The organism is Enterobacter sp. ODB01, assembly GCF_001623605.1.
Classification (GTDB): Bacteria; Pseudomonadota; Gammaproteobacteria; order Enterobacterales; family Enterobacteriaceae; genus Enterobacter; species Enterobacter kobei.
Map to the genome: position 1 here is coordinate 3,163,813 of NZ_CP015227.1, position 15,204 is coordinate 3,179,016.

Annotated in this window: 18 protein-coding genes; 8 read left to right on the plus strand and 10 right to left on the minus strand. The window is 55.8% G+C overall.

Annotated elements, in window-relative coordinates:
* Positions 1 to 11: 11 nt before the first annotated feature.
* The 5 genes from A4308_RS15095 to A4308_RS15115 all read right to left on the minus strand — a co-directional run bounded on the left by A4308_RS15095 (position 12) and on the right by A4308_RS15115 (position 6,514).
* The gene (locus tag A4308_RS15095) at positions 12 to 605 is read right to left on the minus strand and encodes a TetR/AcrR family transcriptional regulator (RefSeq protein WP_032636662.1); all 594 of its coding nucleotides are present in this window, start codon (positions 603 to 605) and stop codon (positions 12 to 14) included.
* A gap of 34 nt (positions 606 to 639) precedes the next feature.
* Positions 640 to 3,729, minus strand: a complete 3,090-nt coding sequence (locus tag A4308_RS15100; protein ID WP_063308649.1) for an efflux RND transporter permease subunit — start codon at positions 3,727 to 3,729, stop codon at positions 640 to 642.
* On the minus strand, positions 3,726 to 4,835 hold the full coding sequence (locus A4308_RS15105; RefSeq protein ID WP_045282068.1) for an efflux RND transporter periplasmic adaptor subunit: 1,110 nt from the start codon (positions 4,833 to 4,835) through the stop codon (positions 3,726 to 3,728). Before A4308_RS15105 ends, A4308_RS15100 begins: the two co-directional genes overlap by 4 nt.
* A 75-nt stretch (positions 4,836 to 4,910) precedes the next feature.
* Positions 4,911 to 5,525: a TetR/AcrR family transcriptional regulator gene (locus A4308_RS15110; RefSeq protein WP_014883733.1), complete on the minus strand. Its 615-nt coding sequence runs from the start codon at positions 5,523 to 5,525 to the stop codon at positions 4,911 to 4,913.
* 194 nt (positions 5,526 to 5,719) lie between these two features.
* Entirely contained in the window at positions 5,720 to 6,514 is a 795-nt protein-coding gene (locus A4308_RS15115) for an SDR family NAD(P)-dependent oxidoreductase (RefSeq protein ID WP_045135147.1), read from the minus strand.
* Positions 6,515 to 6,610: 96 nt separating this feature from the next.
* Here A4308_RS15115 and A4308_RS15120 point away from each other — a divergent pair, with 96 nt between their 5' ends.
* On the plus strand, positions 6,611 to 6,979 hold the full coding sequence (locus tag A4308_RS15120; RefSeq protein WP_045135148.1) for a MerR family transcriptional regulator: 369 nt from the start codon (positions 6,611 to 6,613) through the stop codon (positions 6,977 to 6,979).
* 22 nt (positions 6,980 to 7,001) lie between these two features.
* Here A4308_RS15120 and A4308_RS15125 read toward each other — a convergent pair whose 3' ends face one another.
* On the minus strand, positions 7,002 to 7,913 hold the full coding sequence (locus tag A4308_RS15125; protein ID WP_045282069.1) for a LysR family transcriptional regulator: 912 nt from the start codon (positions 7,911 to 7,913) through the stop codon (positions 7,002 to 7,004).
* 99 nt (positions 7,914 to 8,012) lie between these two features.
* Here A4308_RS15125 and A4308_RS15130 point away from each other — a divergent pair, with 99 nt between their 5' ends.
* Positions 8,013 to 9,116 carry an alkene reductase gene (locus tag A4308_RS15130; RefSeq protein WP_063308650.1) on the plus strand — a complete coding sequence of 368 codons (1,104 nt, stop codon included), beginning with the start codon at positions 8,013 to 8,015 and terminating at the stop codon, positions 9,114 to 9,116.
* A gap of 20 nt (positions 9,117 to 9,136) precedes the next feature.
* A complete protein-coding gene (locus A4308_RS15135; protein WP_032664944.1) occupies positions 9,137 to 9,676 on the plus strand; it encodes an ester cyclase in 540 nt (179 codons plus the stop codon).
* A 40-nt stretch (positions 9,677 to 9,716) separates the two neighbouring features.
* Here the strand turns inward: A4308_RS15135 and A4308_RS15140 are convergent, their stop codons facing one another.
* Complete coding sequence (locus A4308_RS15140; protein WP_014883739.1) at positions 9,717 to 10,184, minus strand: nuclear transport factor 2 family protein; 468 nt, start codon at positions 10,182 to 10,184, stop codon at positions 9,717 to 9,719.
* A 104-nt stretch (positions 10,185 to 10,288) separates the two neighbouring features.
* On the opposite strand from A4308_RS15140, the gene A4308_RS15145 reads away from it, so the two are divergent.
* Complete coding sequence (locus A4308_RS15145) at positions 10,289 to 10,867, plus strand: TetR/AcrR family transcriptional regulator (RefSeq protein ID WP_045282070.1); 579 nt, start codon at positions 10,289 to 10,291, stop codon at positions 10,865 to 10,867.
* A 14-nt stretch (positions 10,868 to 10,881) separates the two neighbouring features.
* Here A4308_RS15145 and A4308_RS15150 read toward each other — a convergent pair whose 3' ends face one another.
* Complete coding sequence (locus tag A4308_RS15150; protein WP_045282178.1) at positions 10,882 to 11,034, minus strand: hypothetical protein; 153 nt, start codon at positions 11,032 to 11,034, stop codon at positions 10,882 to 10,884.
* A gap of 125 nt (positions 11,035 to 11,159) precedes the next feature.
* Here A4308_RS15150 and A4308_RS15155 point away from each other — a divergent pair, with 125 nt between their 5' ends.
* A complete protein-coding gene (locus A4308_RS15155) occupies positions 11,160 to 11,561 on the plus strand; it encodes a VOC family protein (RefSeq protein ID WP_045282071.1) in 402 nt (133 codons plus the stop codon).
* Positions 11,562 to 11,579: 18 nt separating this feature from the next.
* On the opposite strand, the gene A4308_RS15160 is transcribed toward A4308_RS15155, so the two are convergent.
* On the minus strand, positions 11,580 to 12,338 hold the full coding sequence (locus A4308_RS15160) for a hypothetical protein (protein ID WP_023330351.1): 759 nt from the start codon (positions 12,336 to 12,338) through the stop codon (positions 11,580 to 11,582).
* 1 nt (position 12,339) lies between these two features.
* Positions 12,340 to 12,537, minus strand: coding sequence for a hypothetical protein (locus A4308_RS15165; RefSeq protein WP_045135163.1), 198 nt, complete (start codon positions 12,535 to 12,537; stop codon positions 12,340 to 12,342).
* 259 nt (positions 12,538 to 12,796) lie between these two features.
* On the opposite strand from A4308_RS15165, the gene A4308_RS15170 reads away from it, so the two are divergent.
* Genes A4308_RS15170 through A4308_RS15180 form a run of 3 tightly spaced genes read left to right on the plus strand, consistent with a single transcriptional unit; the run spans position 12,797 to position 15,203 of the window.
* The gene (locus tag A4308_RS15170) at positions 12,797 to 13,231 is read left to right on the plus strand and encodes a nuclear transport factor 2 family protein (RefSeq protein WP_014883743.1); all 435 of its coding nucleotides are present in this window, start codon (positions 12,797 to 12,799) and stop codon (positions 13,229 to 13,231) included.
* On the plus strand, positions 13,228 to 13,947 hold the full coding sequence (locus A4308_RS15175; RefSeq protein ID WP_014883744.1) for an SDR family NAD(P)-dependent oxidoreductase: 720 nt from the start codon (positions 13,228 to 13,230) through the stop codon (positions 13,945 to 13,947). Before A4308_RS15170 ends, A4308_RS15175 begins: the two co-directional genes overlap by 4 nt.
* Complete coding sequence (locus A4308_RS15180) at positions 13,944 to 15,203, plus strand: NAD(P)/FAD-dependent oxidoreductase (RefSeq protein ID WP_045282072.1); 1,260 nt, start codon at positions 13,944 to 13,946, stop codon at positions 15,201 to 15,203. Before A4308_RS15175 ends, A4308_RS15180 begins: the two co-directional genes overlap by 4 nt.
* Position 15,204: the final 1 nt, after the last annotated feature.

Sequence of the window (15,204 nt, forward strand, 5' to 3'; positions counted from 1 at the left end):
GCACCCAACGATCATTTTGTGCTATTCACGTAGGTCTCCAGCACCCCGGTGATGGCGCCGCTGAGGGTATCTTCCGCAACATTTCGGGCGAGCACGCCGTTACACGCGGCGGTGCTGAGCGCGTCCGCCGCACCAATGATGGCCGTCAGTACCGCTTCTCCCTGAACGCCTTTCAGGACGACAAAAGGGGAAAGCGCGGTACGCAGGCAGTCGGCGCATTCGGCAACGCACGCCTCACGAAACGACTGCAACGCGCGAGAGCCGGACAGCGCCGCGGCGATGGGCCCGGTTTCGGGCCCGGCGGTCATGGCGCAATCAATATAGGCGGCGCTGAAAAAGCGGATCGTCTTGTCCAGCGTTTTGCTGTCTACAGCCAGCGTCTCACGGAATTTTGCTAACTGCCGATCGCTATAATCCTGATACAAGGCCATCAGCAACCCTTCACGATCGCCAAAATGGTCGTAGGGGATAGGCTTGGTCACGTTGGCCCGCTCCGCCAGGTAACCCAACGTCAGTGCCTCCGTGCCTTGCTGGCGGACAATTCCGCGCGCCACTTCCAGCAGCTGTACGCGGCGATCCTCTTTTCTTAAGCGCTTAACAACCATGCTTTCCTCGGAACAGTTATCTACTTAGGGTAGTTTACACGTTTTCTGCCGGGGACTGCACGCGCTGTTCCGCAGGGCGGATCCGGAACCAGATCGCATACATCGCAGGCAGGAACACCAGCGTAATGGCCGTACCGCCTAAGGTTCCGCCAATCAACGTGTAAGCCAGGGTTCCCCAGAATACCGAATGCGTCAGAGGAATAAACGCCAGCACGGCGGCAAGTGCCGTCAGCAGTACGGGCCGGGCTCGCTGAACCGTCGCCTCGACCACCGCGTGGAACGGATCGAGACCGTCCTTCTGGTTATGATCGATTTGCCCAATCAGGATCAGCGTATTGCGCATAAGAATGCCTGAAAGGGCGATCAACCCCACCAGCGCGTTGATGCCAAACGGCTGATTGAAAATCAACAGGGTCGGCACCACGCCAATCAGCCCCAGCGGCGCGGTAAGGAACACCATCACCATCGCCGAGAGCGAACGCACCTGCAGAATGATGATCAGCAGCGTCAGCGCAATCATGATCGGGAACAGCGGAATCATTGCCTGCGTGGCTTTGCCCGATTCCTCAATCGAACCGGCCATCTCAATGCGGTATCCGGCCGGTAGCGTATCTATAATCGGCTGGAGCTGTTTCATGATGGCGACCGATACATCCGGTGGCTGAAGATTGTCGGCGATATCACCCCGCACGGTAATGGTCGGAGTGCGGTCGCGGCGGCGCAAAATCGGGTCTTCCATACCGATCTCAATCTTGCCAATTTGAGACAGCGGAACGCGCTGCCCCGCATTGCCGACGAGGGTAAAACCCTCAATTTTTGCCGGGTCGAGACGGATATCCCCCGCGGCGCGCCCCATGACCTCTACCGAGCGAATATCTTCCCGCACGGCAGTAATTGGCACGCCTGAGAGCAAGAACTGAAGCTGCTCAGCCACGGCACTGGACGTTAATCCGGTGGCCTGCAGACGGTTTTGATCGAGGGTGAAATGCAATACCGGAACGCGTGATCCCCAGTCGGTATTGACGGTACGCATCATCGGGCTTGCCTGTAGCACGCCTTTCACCTTGTCTGCGATATCGCGTAAGGTACCGACATCCGGCCCGGAAACGCGCCAGGCAACCGGGAAGGGCGAGTACGGGCCAAAGACCAGCTGCGTCACCCGCACGCGGGCGCCAGGCGCCAGGCCGCTGGCGACAGCCTCCCTGAGCCTGAACTTGAGCGCTTCGCGTGACGTCTCGCTGTCCGTCAGGATCACGATTTTTGCAAAAGACGGGTCAGGTAATTCGGGGGCCATCGCCAGGTAAAAGCGGGGCGATCCCTGGCCAATATAGGCCGTCACGATGTTGGCCTCAGGCTGCTGGCTCAACCATGCTTCTATTTTTGCGGTTGCGGCACGGGTCTGTTCGATTGAGGTGCCATAGGGCATCTGCACTTCAACCAGCACTTCTGGGCGATCGGATGTCGGGAAAAATTGTTTTTTTACCAGTCCCATGCCGAATATGGCGAGGATGAAAATAGCGACCACGGCACCGGCCACCCGCCATTTTCCGGCGATAACGCGGCTCAGCATCCGGCGAAAATGGTTATAACGCGGCGTGTCATAGATGGCGGCATGGCCTCCTTCCACTTTGGGAATGGCCGGGAGGATCTTCACCCCAAGATAGGGGGTAAACACCACGCCGACAAACCACGATGCAATCAGGGCGAGGCCGACAATCCAGAACATATTGCTGGTGTATTCCCCGGCGGTTGACTGGGCAAAACCGTTTGGCATAAAGCCAATTGCCGTCACCAGCGTACCCGCCAGCATTGGCGCGGCGGTATGGCTCCAGGCGTAGGCGGAGGCTTTGACCCGGTCGTAACCTTCCTCCATTTTGACCACCATCATTTCGATGGCGATAATGGCATCATCAACCAGTAAGCCGAGGGCAAGGATCAGGGAGCCCAGCGTGACGCGGTCAAAGTTTATCCCCGCGGCTTCCATCACCACGAAGACCACCGCCAGCGTCAACGGTACCGCCGCTGCAACCACCACCCCCACGCGCCAGCCCATGCTGACAAAACAGACCACCATGACCACCAGCAGGGCGACGAAGAATTTGATCATAAACTCATCCACCGCCGAGCTGATGTTCACTGACTGGTCGGTGACTTTGCTCAGGGTCATGCCCAGCGGCAGACTCGCGTTTATTTTTGCCGTTTCGGCATCCAGCGCTTTACCCAGCGCCAGACCATTCCAGCCCTCACGCATGACGATACCCAGCAGAAGGGCGGGTTCATGCTGGTTACGTATCAGCATCGTAGGGGGATCTTCATAGCCCCGTTCAACCGTCGCTACATCGGACAGCCTGAGCGTTTTGCCCTGAGCCACAACGGGTGTATCGCGGATCTTCTGCAACTCATCAAACGCGCCGTCGAGGCGGATAAACATCTGGGCGCCCCGGGTCTCAATAGAGCCCGCTGCTTTTAACGCGTTCTGATTGTTAAGGGCGTTGAAAATATCCTGCGGCAAAAGACCCAACGTAGCCAGTCGGTCATGAGAGAAAGCGATGTATATCCGCTCCGCCTGTTCGCCGATAATGTTCACTTTCTTCACGCCGGGTACGTGCAAAAGTTGCTGGCGCATGGCTTCGGCATCACGTACCAGCTGCCGCTGGGGTTCACCTTTCGCTTTCAGGGCAAAAAGGGCAAAGGTGACATCGGCAAATTCGTCATTGATCATCGGGCCGATCGTCCCGGCAGGGAGGTTCAGGGATTCGTCTCCCAGCTTTTTCCGCGCCTGATAGAACGCCTCCTGCACCTCTGCGGGGGGTGTTTTGTCTTGCAACGATAAGGTGATAAACGCCATGCCGGGGCGGGTATAGGTTTCCGTCCGGTCATACCATTTGAGCTCCTGCAGGCGTTTTTCCAGCGGTTCGGCGACCTGATCCTGCATCTCCTGCGCGGTTGCGCCGGGCCAGACGGATATCACCGTCATTTGCTTCACCGTAAAAGGGGGATCTTCCGCGCGGCCAAGCCCAAAAAAGGCGTAGATACCGGCAATCGTCACAAGGACGATCAGAAACAGGGTGATGGAGCGCTCGCGCACGGCAAGCGCTGACAGGTTGAAGCGACTTCCGCTCATGGCGTGTTCTCCGCCAGCGCGGCATTGCGTTGTTCTGCAAGCCTGACGATTTCACCCTCGTGCAAAAGGTGTGCGCCCAGCGCCACAATCTTCTCGCCTGGCTTCACGCTGCCCGTGACCTGCGCGGCATCTTCACCCACGCTCAGCACCTTCACCGGCGTCCAGGTAACCTTTGCCGGCCTGGCGGAAATGCGCCAGACACCGGGGCCTTTGCCAGCATCGTAGAGTGAGGCGAGCGGAACCTGCATGACCTGACGTTCCGCTTTTGGGTCCTGAACGTTCAGCGTGACGGTTGCCCCCAGCGGCGCGTTTGCCAGGTCACCATTCAGCACGTAGCGGGCTTCATAGGTGCGGGTTGTGGCATCGGCTGAATCAGACAGCAGGCGCAGCGTTGCGCTGACCGGGTGTTTTTCATTGCCATAAAGTGTGGCCAGTGCAGGGCTGCCAACGGCAGGGCGCAAGGTCTCCGGGAACTGCACGAGCGCTTCACGTTGTCCCGCCCTGGCGAGTCGGATCACCACTTGCCCGGCACTCACCACCTGACCCGGCTCGGCGAGGGTTTCCATCACTACCCCGTCTGAATCCGCCAGCAGTACGGCATAGCCCGTTGCGTTTTGCGCCACGTTGGCCTGCGCCCGGGCTGCGCTGAGTTCCGCTCTGGCGGAATCGGCGGCGGCTTTGATCTGATCATACTCCGAGGCGGACACGGCGCCGGACGCCACAAGACCGCGATAACGCGCCTCATCGCTGGACGCTTTTCTCGCACGCGCCTGGGCAGCATCCACCGTGCGCTGCTGTGCCTGGGCCTGTAATTTCAGGTCAACCGGATCGAGGCGCAGTAACGGCTGACCCTGTCTGACGGTTTGCCCGGTATCGACGAGTCGCTCAAGGATTTTCCCCTGAACCCTGAAACCCAAATCACTTTGCGTTCTCGCCACCACCACGCCGGTAAAGGCGTGCGCAGTATTGTTCGCAAGCTCGATGGCGGCGGATCTGACAAGCGGTGGCTTTGTGCGCGGATCGTCACTCGCGGAATTATCGCCGCACGCCATGAGGACAAACGGCAGAAGGCTAACGGCAAGGCGGGCTGTATTGAGCCTGAGCATGGGAAACCCTTATAGAAGTAACAGGACAGTTTCCGCATTCTCAGACTAGTGACCAATAAAGTCAATGGTCACTAATCAGGGGGCCAGGCTTCTTAATACCAGCGAAGAGAGAAGCACCGCCGCAGTGGGGGCCGTTTCGAGGTTATATTGCAGCTGTATGGGATTGATATAAGGGCACATCACCATGTGGATAGCCTGCGTGACCTCATCCAGCGGCGTTTTTCTTTCGAATTCACCCGCCTGCCTGCCTTCAATAATGATGCTCTCAATCAGCTTCATCAGGCCGTCTGTATACCTTTCAGTAGACGGCCATTTGTCCCGTGCGGCGACGGCGGCAATGTCGTAAAGCTTCCGATCGTGGAAAAACAGCTCGCTTCCGGCCTCGGTAAGCGCTTTAAACAGACGGCGTAATTTTTCGCTGGCTGACGGCGCATCCTCGATGGCAGAAAGCACCGCCGCCATGATCAGCTCCAGGCGGTTAGCGCAGATCACTTCGCCAATAGCCTGTTTGGAATCGAAAAACTTATAAATGTAGGACTTAGAGAAACCGATGGATTTCGCGAGTTCGGCGACGGTGGTTTTTTCATAGCCGTAATGCCCGAAGTGCTCAAAAGCCGCTTCGACGATTTGCTCTCTGACAGAATGGTCAAGTGGACCACGTATTGATGGGGCGTTCATATTTTTAGTCATTATTTAAGCTTAGCGTGACAGGCCAGGATTGACAACGAGTGACCATTTCGTCATTGGGTTACTGTTGTTTCCTCATGCGTTCAAACGGGAAGACCCACCCGGTGGGGTAAGTGTATCACTGTTTTTCGCGCATTAAGGCATCTATCTGTCAGCGTTTCAGGGCAATCCTTTGCACTGAAACGACACGGTTTTGCTTAAGTCGATCGTGGACGCAGTACTTTTTCAGCGATGAGTAACAGACGCTTACGCGTGACAAACCGGTATAACTGCCCCAGAAGCCAGTTACTGCATCCGGTGATCAGGTAGTTACGGTTGGTATCGACCGCCTTCAACGCCAGCGTAACCACCTTATCCGCTGGCATCCTTTTACCCACCGAGGCTTCTTCCGCATTCACCACATCAAAAAAAGCCGTATCCGTTGCCCCCGGGCAAAGCGCCAACACGCGAATGCCCTTTGCACGGTACTCTCCCCAAAGCGCATTTGAAAAGGAGAGCAGGAAGGCTTTGGTCGCGCCATAAATGGCCATATAGGGATCCGGTTGCATCGCGGCCGTTGAGGCCACATTAATTACCACTCCTGCGCCTTTGCGGAGCATTTCCGGTAGCAAAGCGTGAGTCAGTGCCACGGGGGCCACGCAGTTCACATATATCTCATCACGTTGCCTGTCGATCGACAGCGCTTCGAAGGGGCCATAGGTGGCGAACCCGGCGCAATTAATCAGAATGTCGGGGAAGCGCCTCAGGAGGCCCAGCCGTTCCGCGATGCGGGGAACGGCATCTGATTCCACTAAGTCCTGCACGATAATAGTGATTGATACGCCATGCTTTTTGGCCAGCTCTGCGGCAAGCGCCTGTAGCTTTGGCTCCGAGCGGGCAACCAGGATCAACGACACGCCGCGGGCAGCGAGTTGCCTGGCGAAATCACGACCTATTCCCGACGATGCCCCGGTAATCAACGCTATTTTTCCTGAATAATCAAAAATATTCATACCTCAAATCCCGTTTCCCTGATATGTGTATCACAGGATAAACCGTGCACTTAAGTACACGGTCAAGCGTGATTTTGAAAAGGGGAGGACGACGCGATGCGCATTGGCGAACTGTGTGTGAAAACGGGCTTATCGAAGGAGACGGTCCGTTACTACGAAAGGCAAGGGTTGCTGGAGAAAATCCCGCAACCGAATCGCAGCAACAACTACAAAGTCTACTCCGCCGTCGATTTACAGCGTTTGAAAATGATCAAGCATGCCAAAATGCTGGGCTTTACCCTGGCCGAAATTTCGGATGTTTTAGCTGTCTGGGTCGACGATAAATTTACCGCTGAGCAAAAACAAAGCGCGCTGCGCCGCAAGTTGCAACAGCTGGAAGAGAAGGAAGCCGCATTAACTGAACTCAGATCCAGGCTGGTCAACGCCCTGGATAAGGTGGGTCAGCCTTGTGTCGATGAATTTTAAGCGGGTCTAATCAACATTCACGCTACCGTTTTTTTAGCCAGTCGAGAAAAAACTGGCTAAAGGCCGTGACCTGAAGCGGCTGCAGTTTACGCTGCGGGTAAACAAACTGTAGCCCGACATCTTTGCGGTCGTATCGGCTAAAACCGGTAAAACTGTCAGCAAACAGGACGGTGAGTCTTCCGGCCTCAACATCGTCCTTCACATCCCACCAGGATTTCCCCGCAATGCCAGCGCCGCTGAGCGCCCACTGACGAAGCAATGCCCCGTCGTCGCACACCATGGCTGGCTCTACGCGAACGACACTTTCCTCGCCATCTTTTTCAAAGCGCCATTCGTTCATCACCACGCCCTGAGACTCAAGTGCCAGGCACCGGTGATGGGCTAACTCCGCAAATGTGGCGGGGACGCCGCGGTTGCTAAGATACGCCGCAGAGGCCACCAGCACCCGATGATTTGGGCGGATGTTTCTGACGACCAGGCTGCTGTCCGGCAGGTTACCGAAACGCACGCTCATATCCAGCCGGTTAGCGACCAGATCTTCAACATGTTCTCTTAACGCGATGAAAAATTTCACGTCAGGATGGCGTCGGGAAAATTCCACCACGGCGGGGCTAAGATACTGTCTGCCAAAATCCGAGGGGGCAGAAAGGCGAATATTGCCACTGAGGACGCCCTCTTTTTGCGTCAGGAGCGACTCGGCATGGCGCATCTCTTCCAGCACGCGCAGCGCGGCATGATAAAACTCTTCTCCGGCACGGGTCAGCGTGATGGATCGCGTTGAACGGTGAAACAGGCGAGTCTGGTAACGTTCTTCAATCGCCTTCAGTCTGGCCGTCATGGTCGCAGGAGAGAGCGACAGCCGTCGTCCGGCGGCGGAAAGCCCCCCGGCCTCGGCCACTTCAACCAGCAATGCCATATCTTCAAGCTTGCCCATTATTCATATTTTCCGAAAAGTGCATCAGTTTTCAGTGTAATTATCAAAATGCAATACCGCCTGTAAAGTGATTTCATCCAAACCATAAGGGATGAAAACATGAACCGTTCCTCACTTTTTGACCGTTACCGGTTGGGTCAGCAGGACCTGAAAAATCGTATCGTTATGGCGCCAATGACCCGCGCGCGTTCCCTTCAGCCAGGCAATATTCCCTCGTCGCTGATGGCGGAATACTACCGGCAGCGGGCCAGCGCGGGTTTAATCATCACCGAAGCCACCCAGATCTCCCCGCAGGGCCAGGGATACTCCTGGACTCCCGGCATCCATTCGCCGGAGCAGGTTTCAGGATGGCAACTCACGACGGGGGCCGTGCATCAGGCGGGCGGGGTGATTTTTTCTCAGCTCTGGCACGTCGGGCGAATGTCGCACGCCAGTTTTCATCAGGATGGTCTGCCCGTGGCCCCGTCAGCGCTGGCACCGGACGCGAAAGTGTGGGTGGTGAACGAAAAGGGCGAAGGCCAAATGGTTGACTGCCCGCAGCCAAGAACGCTGACGCGCAAAGACATTCACGGCATCATCGCGGACTATCGCCAGGCGGCACTGAATGCCGTCCAGGCCGGCTTTGATGGCGTGGAAGTTCACGGCGGAAACGGCTATTTGATTGACCAGTTCCTGCGTCAAACCTCCAATAAACGCACGGACGAGTATGGCGGCACGCTTGCTAACCGGATCCGCTTTGCCCAGGAGGTCTTGTACGCGATTGTGGAGGCCATTGGGCCCGAGCGTACGGGCATCCGCCTTTCGCCGTTTATTACCCAGCGGGGGATGAATGACCCGCAGGTGATCGACGCCATCCTCGCTCTGGCGGCCTGGTGCGAACAACACGGGATAGCATTCATCCACCTGGCGGAAGCCGACTGGGACGACGCGCCGCAGGTACCCGACACTTTCCGTCAATCCCTGCGCGAGACGTTTAGCGGAACCCTTATCGTCGCGGGCAACTATGACCTTAACAAAGCCGAACAAATACTTACGGCTGGCTATGCCGATTTGATTGCCTTCGGACGGCCATTTATTGCCAACCCGGATTTACCCCACCGGCTGGCGCACAAGTTGCCGCTGGCCCAGGTGCGCGATCCCGCCACGCTGTTTGGTGGCAGTGCGACGGGATATACCGATTATCCCACCTTGCCGTTATCCTGATAAATGATTGAGAGAAAATGATGAACTATTCAACCTGTTTTCGTTCTGTTTTATTGCCGCTTATTTTTATCGGTCTGTCGGGCGCCGCTTATTCGGCGCAGGAGGAGTGGGTGAAACCACAGCAGCTGATTGTCGATAAAAGCCTGCCGCAGGCGCAATTAGCCGCGAATGAGGCTGCAGCCAGAAAATATGCAACGTTCTGGAATACGGGGACGCCGTCTCTGGCGCGTGAAGCGCTTGCGGTTAACTTTATTGATAAAACGCCGCCGGAAGGGCGTAAACAGGGACCCGAGGGCGCTATTTTAGCCTCCCGGGCATTTCGTACTGCCGTACCTGATTTGCGCTGTGACGTTGAGCAGATGATTATTTCCGGTAATCGTGTGGTCTCCCATTTACATTTTCACGGCACGTTTACCGGAACATTTGGCGAGCTGAAAGGAAAGGGGCAGAAAATAGATTTTATCGCCACGGATATCTATGAAATTAATGACGGTAAAATTGTGGCTAACTGGCATATTGAGGACAATCTGACGCTGATGAAACAGCTGGGCGCACTGTAAATTCATCACTCCGGGGGCGCCCCGGAGTGATGCGAAAATCCTATAACCCCAGATCGCTCAGCGAGGGGTGATCGTCCGGGCGTCTGCCCTGCGGCCAGTGGAACAGTCGCTCAGATTCTTTTATTGGCATATCGTTCACGCAGGCAAAACGACGCTTCATCAACCCGTCCGCTTCAAACTCCCAGTTTTCATTGCCGTAGGAGCGGTACCAGTTGCCGGAATCATCATGCCATTCATAAGCATAGCGCACCGCGATCCGGTTATCCGTAAATGCCCAGAGCTCCTTAATCAGGCGGTAACCTAGCTCTTTTTTCCACTTCCGTTCCAGAAACGCCTGCGCTTCTTCACGGTTGGTGGCGAATTCTGCGCGGTTGCGCCATTGGGTATCCAGCGAATAGGCCAGCGCGACTTTTGCCGGGTCGCGACTGTTCCAGCCGTCTTCGGCGAGTCTGACTTTTTCGATGGCGCTTTCACGGGTGAAGGGCGGTAAAGGAGGGCGTGTATTCATGGCGATTACCTCAGTGTGATATTATGTAGACAGATCTGTCTACTTGCGTTAATCTATGCCTGAAAAATAACGTTGTCAACATCCCTTTTTGAGGCTGCCGAAAAATGAAAACAGAACCCGCAAGCAACGAGACAAAAATCAGCGTCAGGGATAAAATATTACGTACCGCTCACGACCTCTTTTATTCCACGGGCTTTAAGGCAACGGGCGTGGATACGTTGATTAAAGAGGCGAAAGTGACCAAGGTAACTTTCTATCGCCACTTTCCGAGTAAAAGTTTATTGATTCTCGCCTATTTGCACTATCGACATGAAATATGGATGAACTGGTTTGAAGCCTCATTGCGGCGTAATCTCAACGCCGGTCAGACATCGTCAGAGGCATTATCTGCCACGCTTTACGAATGGTTTGTTTCACCCGAGTTTCACGGTTGCGCGTTTATTAACGCCAGTGCAGAGGCGAAGTCTGAAGATATTGAAAGTGAAATAAAGGCGATATGCCGTGACCATAAACTCGAAACAAAGAAAATGATTACGTCGCTGACGAAGATCGCTGATGAGCGCGTGATCAACGAAATCATGTTGCTTATTGACGGCGCCATTATTCATGCGCAAATGGGCGTGGAGACGGATGCTGTCCTCCACTCGTTATCACGCGGTCTGGAACAGTTAATGGAAAAATAAGCTTTTCCGGGGGGTTAACGGCTGTAAACACCCGCACCCCAGTAACCGGTACGGGGGCGGGTCTGTTCTTTCCAGCCAGTTGCGAGCAGTTCTTTCGCAATAAATCGGTTGATAATTCCGTGTCCCATCAGCAGGACGGGTGCGTCGGCATCCTTCGCTGCCTTCATCAGGATCCCCGCCGCCTTAGCGGCACGGATTTTTGCGACGCTAACCGATCTATAAAATATTTTTATGCGCGCGTATTCTGTGGGAATGCGCTGGGCATAACCATTCAGGGTAAAGGAAACGGAAAATGAGAACACAGAAGCGATGTCTGGGGTGCGTGGCTATTGTGGTTGATGACTACGATCGTGCAATTGAATACTACACCGACAAGCTGGGTTTTACCCTTGTCGAGGACACGCCGCAGCAGGATAAACGCTGGATCGTCGTCACGCCAAATCCGGAAAGCGACTGCAATATTCTGCTGGCACGAGCTTCTAATGAGAGGCAGGAAGCCTTTATCGGCAATCAATGCGGTGGCCGTGTTTTCCTGTTCCTTCAGACGGATGATTTTTGGCGCGATTACCATGCCATGAAAGAAAAAGGCGTTCATTTCTGTGAAGCACCTCGTGAGGAAGAGTACGGTACGGTGGTGGTGTTTGAAGATCTCTACGGCAACCGCTGGGACCTCTTTCAAAAGGCCCAGGGCTGAATCGCACCAGAATATTGGTCACTCCCGCTGCGCCAGAGAAAGCGCGCTGGCGCTGGCGGGATCGAACAGTGACAGGCTCTCTATCTGATTGAGTAAAATCACCTTTCGGAATGACATAGCGCTGCGGGGTTCGGAGTCGAGCGTAATGTCATGCTCCGCATACCACTTGCTGTAATTATTCTCGATGCGCAAATTCATTGTCTTCTCGTCTCTGTACCCGCTTAACATCGGTATTAGCACAATATTGGCCGTGTTTTCGTATTCCAGCGTCGCGGTGTGGATCATGCCGATATATATCCGCCGCGACCGAAGCGTCACCTGCGCCAGCTCGCCTTGCTCCATACACTGATAGAGCAGTTGTTCAATACCGCTCGACTGGGCAAGCCGTTTGTAGAGCTTTTTCCGGCTTTCACCGTCCAGCCTGGCGCTGCCTGCCCAGTTGGAGCGATAGAGGCAAAACAGGATGGCAAACGCCAGCATCACGACCACAGGCGCCTGAATGCCTAAAAAACTCCAGTTCATAAAGTCGATTTGCCAGTCGGTATATTTCGGTGAGGCAAAGTGAAAGGCGTTATTGGCGGCAGAAAGGGCGAGAAGCAGGAGCCAAAGCAGTCCCGTGGCAACCACGCCCTGGAGCACGAAAATACAGCCATAAAGCGCAACAAGGAAATAGACGTCCCAGCCGAAAGAGCGCTTGATTTTAAAGCGCGTCGACAGATCGCGACTGGTGTACCAGTACCCGCACACCATCAGCACCATAAATATCGCCGTTCCCATATCAGGCCCTCTTCAGCGCGTTGACGTGCCGCAGAAAATCCTGCCGTACCTCATTGCTTTTGTAGTTCACCGATGCATTCCCGTCCTGGTCGATGATGATGCGGTCACCATCCTCCACGGCTTCGATGATCTCCTGCTGACTCATCACCTGCAGCAAGGATTCAGGGCTTGAGAAAAATGAGAAAAAGAAACGTCTCACGTCAGGCATCCTTATGAATTTAAGAGAATAAGCCTGGAAGAAGATTGGGAGATTTGCCTTAAGTTTAAACTGAAAAAACAAAGCCGGGTGGCGGCTACGCCTTACCCGGCCTACAAAAGACAGTTTTTGGTCTGACATTAACTTATTGATATATTTGAAATATTAAAAATAGATATGCACAAACTTGGACAAATAACGTTAATTGTGTAAGTTTTAATTATGCGATTACGCCACGTTGTTTACAGCCAGGATGTGACCCATGAGCACTTTGCCCTCTGTCGTGAGTCGGTTTGTTGAGTACTACAGCGCACTGGATAGCCAGCCGCCCTCCGCACTGGTCGGGCTTTATCATTCGGATGCCACGCTAATCGATCCGTTCGGCGAGCACGACGGTATCTTTGCGCTTCAGCGCTATTTCACCCATCTGCTGGCGAATGTCGAAAACTGCCGTTTTACCATTGATCCACCGCTGTGCAGTGAAAACCGCTTTGTTGTGACCTGGGTGATGCACTGGTCGCACCCGCGCATCGCCGGAGGGGACCCGCTCGAACTGCCGGGCTGTTCGGTGGTGGACACGGAAAAGGGTCTTATCACGCGTCAGCGCGACTACTACGATGCGGGAGAGATGATCTACGAACATCTTCCGCTGCTGGGCTGGGCGGTACGCGGCGTGAAGCGGAGGGTGAAATCATGAAAACGGTACTGATCACCGGCGCAAGCTCGGGTATTGGCGCCGGGCTGGCGACCTCCTTCGCTGCGGAGGGGTACCACGTGATTGCCTGTGGGCGGGATCCTGCGCGCCTTGAAGCCTTGCATCAGACCTGCCCCAATCTCACGGTTCGCCTGTTCGATATGACAGACAGGGACGCCTGTCGCCAGGCGCTGAGCGGCGTTTACGCCGATCTGGTTATTCTCTGCGCCGGTACCTGCGAGTACCTCGATCGGGGCGTAGTGGACGCGGCGCTGGTGGAGCGGGTTATGAACACCAATTTCCTCGGCCCGGTGAACTGTCTTGCCGCGTTGCAGCCGCAGCTGGTTGCCGGCAACCGCGTGGTGCTGGTGAGTTCGATGGCCCACTGGCTTCCGTTCCCGCGGGCAGAAGCCTACGGCGCGTCTAAAGCCGCGCTGAGCTGGTTTGCGGACAGTCTGCGCCTGGACTGGGAGCCCAAAGGGATTGCCGTCACGGTGATCTCCCCAGGCTTTGTCGATACCCCCCTGACGCGCAAAAACGATTTCGCCATGCCGGGCAGGGTGAGCGTTGACGAGGCGGTCAAGGCGATCCGTTCCGGACTGGCGAAAGGGAAAATGCACATCGCGTTTCCCACCCGGTTCGGCTTCATTTTGCGGCTGCTCTCCAGGCTACCCGCGTTTTTGCAGCGCACACTGCTGCGCAGGATGGTACGTTCATGAAGATTGCGATTATCGGCAGCGGAATTGCCGGGCTGACCTGCGCCTGGCGGCTGGCCGGTCACCATCAGGTGACCCTGTTTGAAGCGGGAGCCACGCCTGGCGGCCATACCGCAACGGTAGATGTCTCTACGCCACAGGGCAACTGGGCGATTGATACCGGCTTTATCGTCTACAACGACCGGACCTATCCGCGCTTTATGGGCCTGCTCAGCGAGCTCGGCATCAATGGGCAAAAAACGCAGATGAGCTTTTCGGTGCACAACCCCCAGACGGGGCTGGAGTACAACGGACACACCCTGACATCGCTGTTTGCCCAGCGCCGAAATCTGGTGAATCCGGCATTCTGGCGTCTGCTCGGAGAGATCGTCCGCTTTAATCGGCTGGCAAAACAGGCGCTGGAAGGGGACGTGGATCCGCACGCCACGCTGGAGACGTTTCTTCAACAGCATGGCTTCACGCCGTTTTTTGCGCGCCACTACATTCTGCCGATGGGCGCCGCCATCTGGTCGTCGTCGTTGCAGGAGATGAAGCGTTTCCCGCTGCCGCTCTTCCTGCGCTTTTTTAATCATCATGGTCTGCTGGATATTACCCATCGTCCGCAGTGGTACGTGGTACCGGGCGGCTCGCGGGAGTACATCCGCGCCATGCTGGAAAAGCTGGGCGACCGCCTGACGTTACGCCTGAACGCGCCGGTGCAGCGTGTCAGCCGCCACAATGACGGGGTCACGCTTCAGCTCGAAAACGCCAGCCATACCTTCGATCAGGTGATTTTTGCCTGCCACTCCGCCGAGGCGCTGGCCATGCTTGAGGCGCCGACGCCAGCAGAGCGCGAGGTGCTGGGGGATATCGGCTGGCAGCGCAACGAGGTAATTTTGCACAGCGATCCGCGCTGGCTGCCGGTACGCAAGCGCGCGTGGGCCAGCTGGAACTACCGCCTGAGCGAGCATGAGCAGGCCAGCGCCTGCGTCACCTACAACATGAACATTCTGCAAGGGCTGCCAGAGGGGAGCCCACTGTTCTGCGTCACCCTGAACCCGGAAACGCCGGTGGATGAACGCTTCGTGTTACAGCGCTTTGTTTATGAACATCCGCTGTTTAACCCGCAAAGCTGGCGGGCGCAGGCGCGTCGCGGTGAGATCAACGGTCACCAGCGAAGCTGGTTCTGCGGGGCTTACTGGTACAACGGTTTTCACGAGGATGGCGTGCGCAGCGCGCTGGACGTGGTCAACGCGATCGCGGCCGGAGAGGGGAACTAAG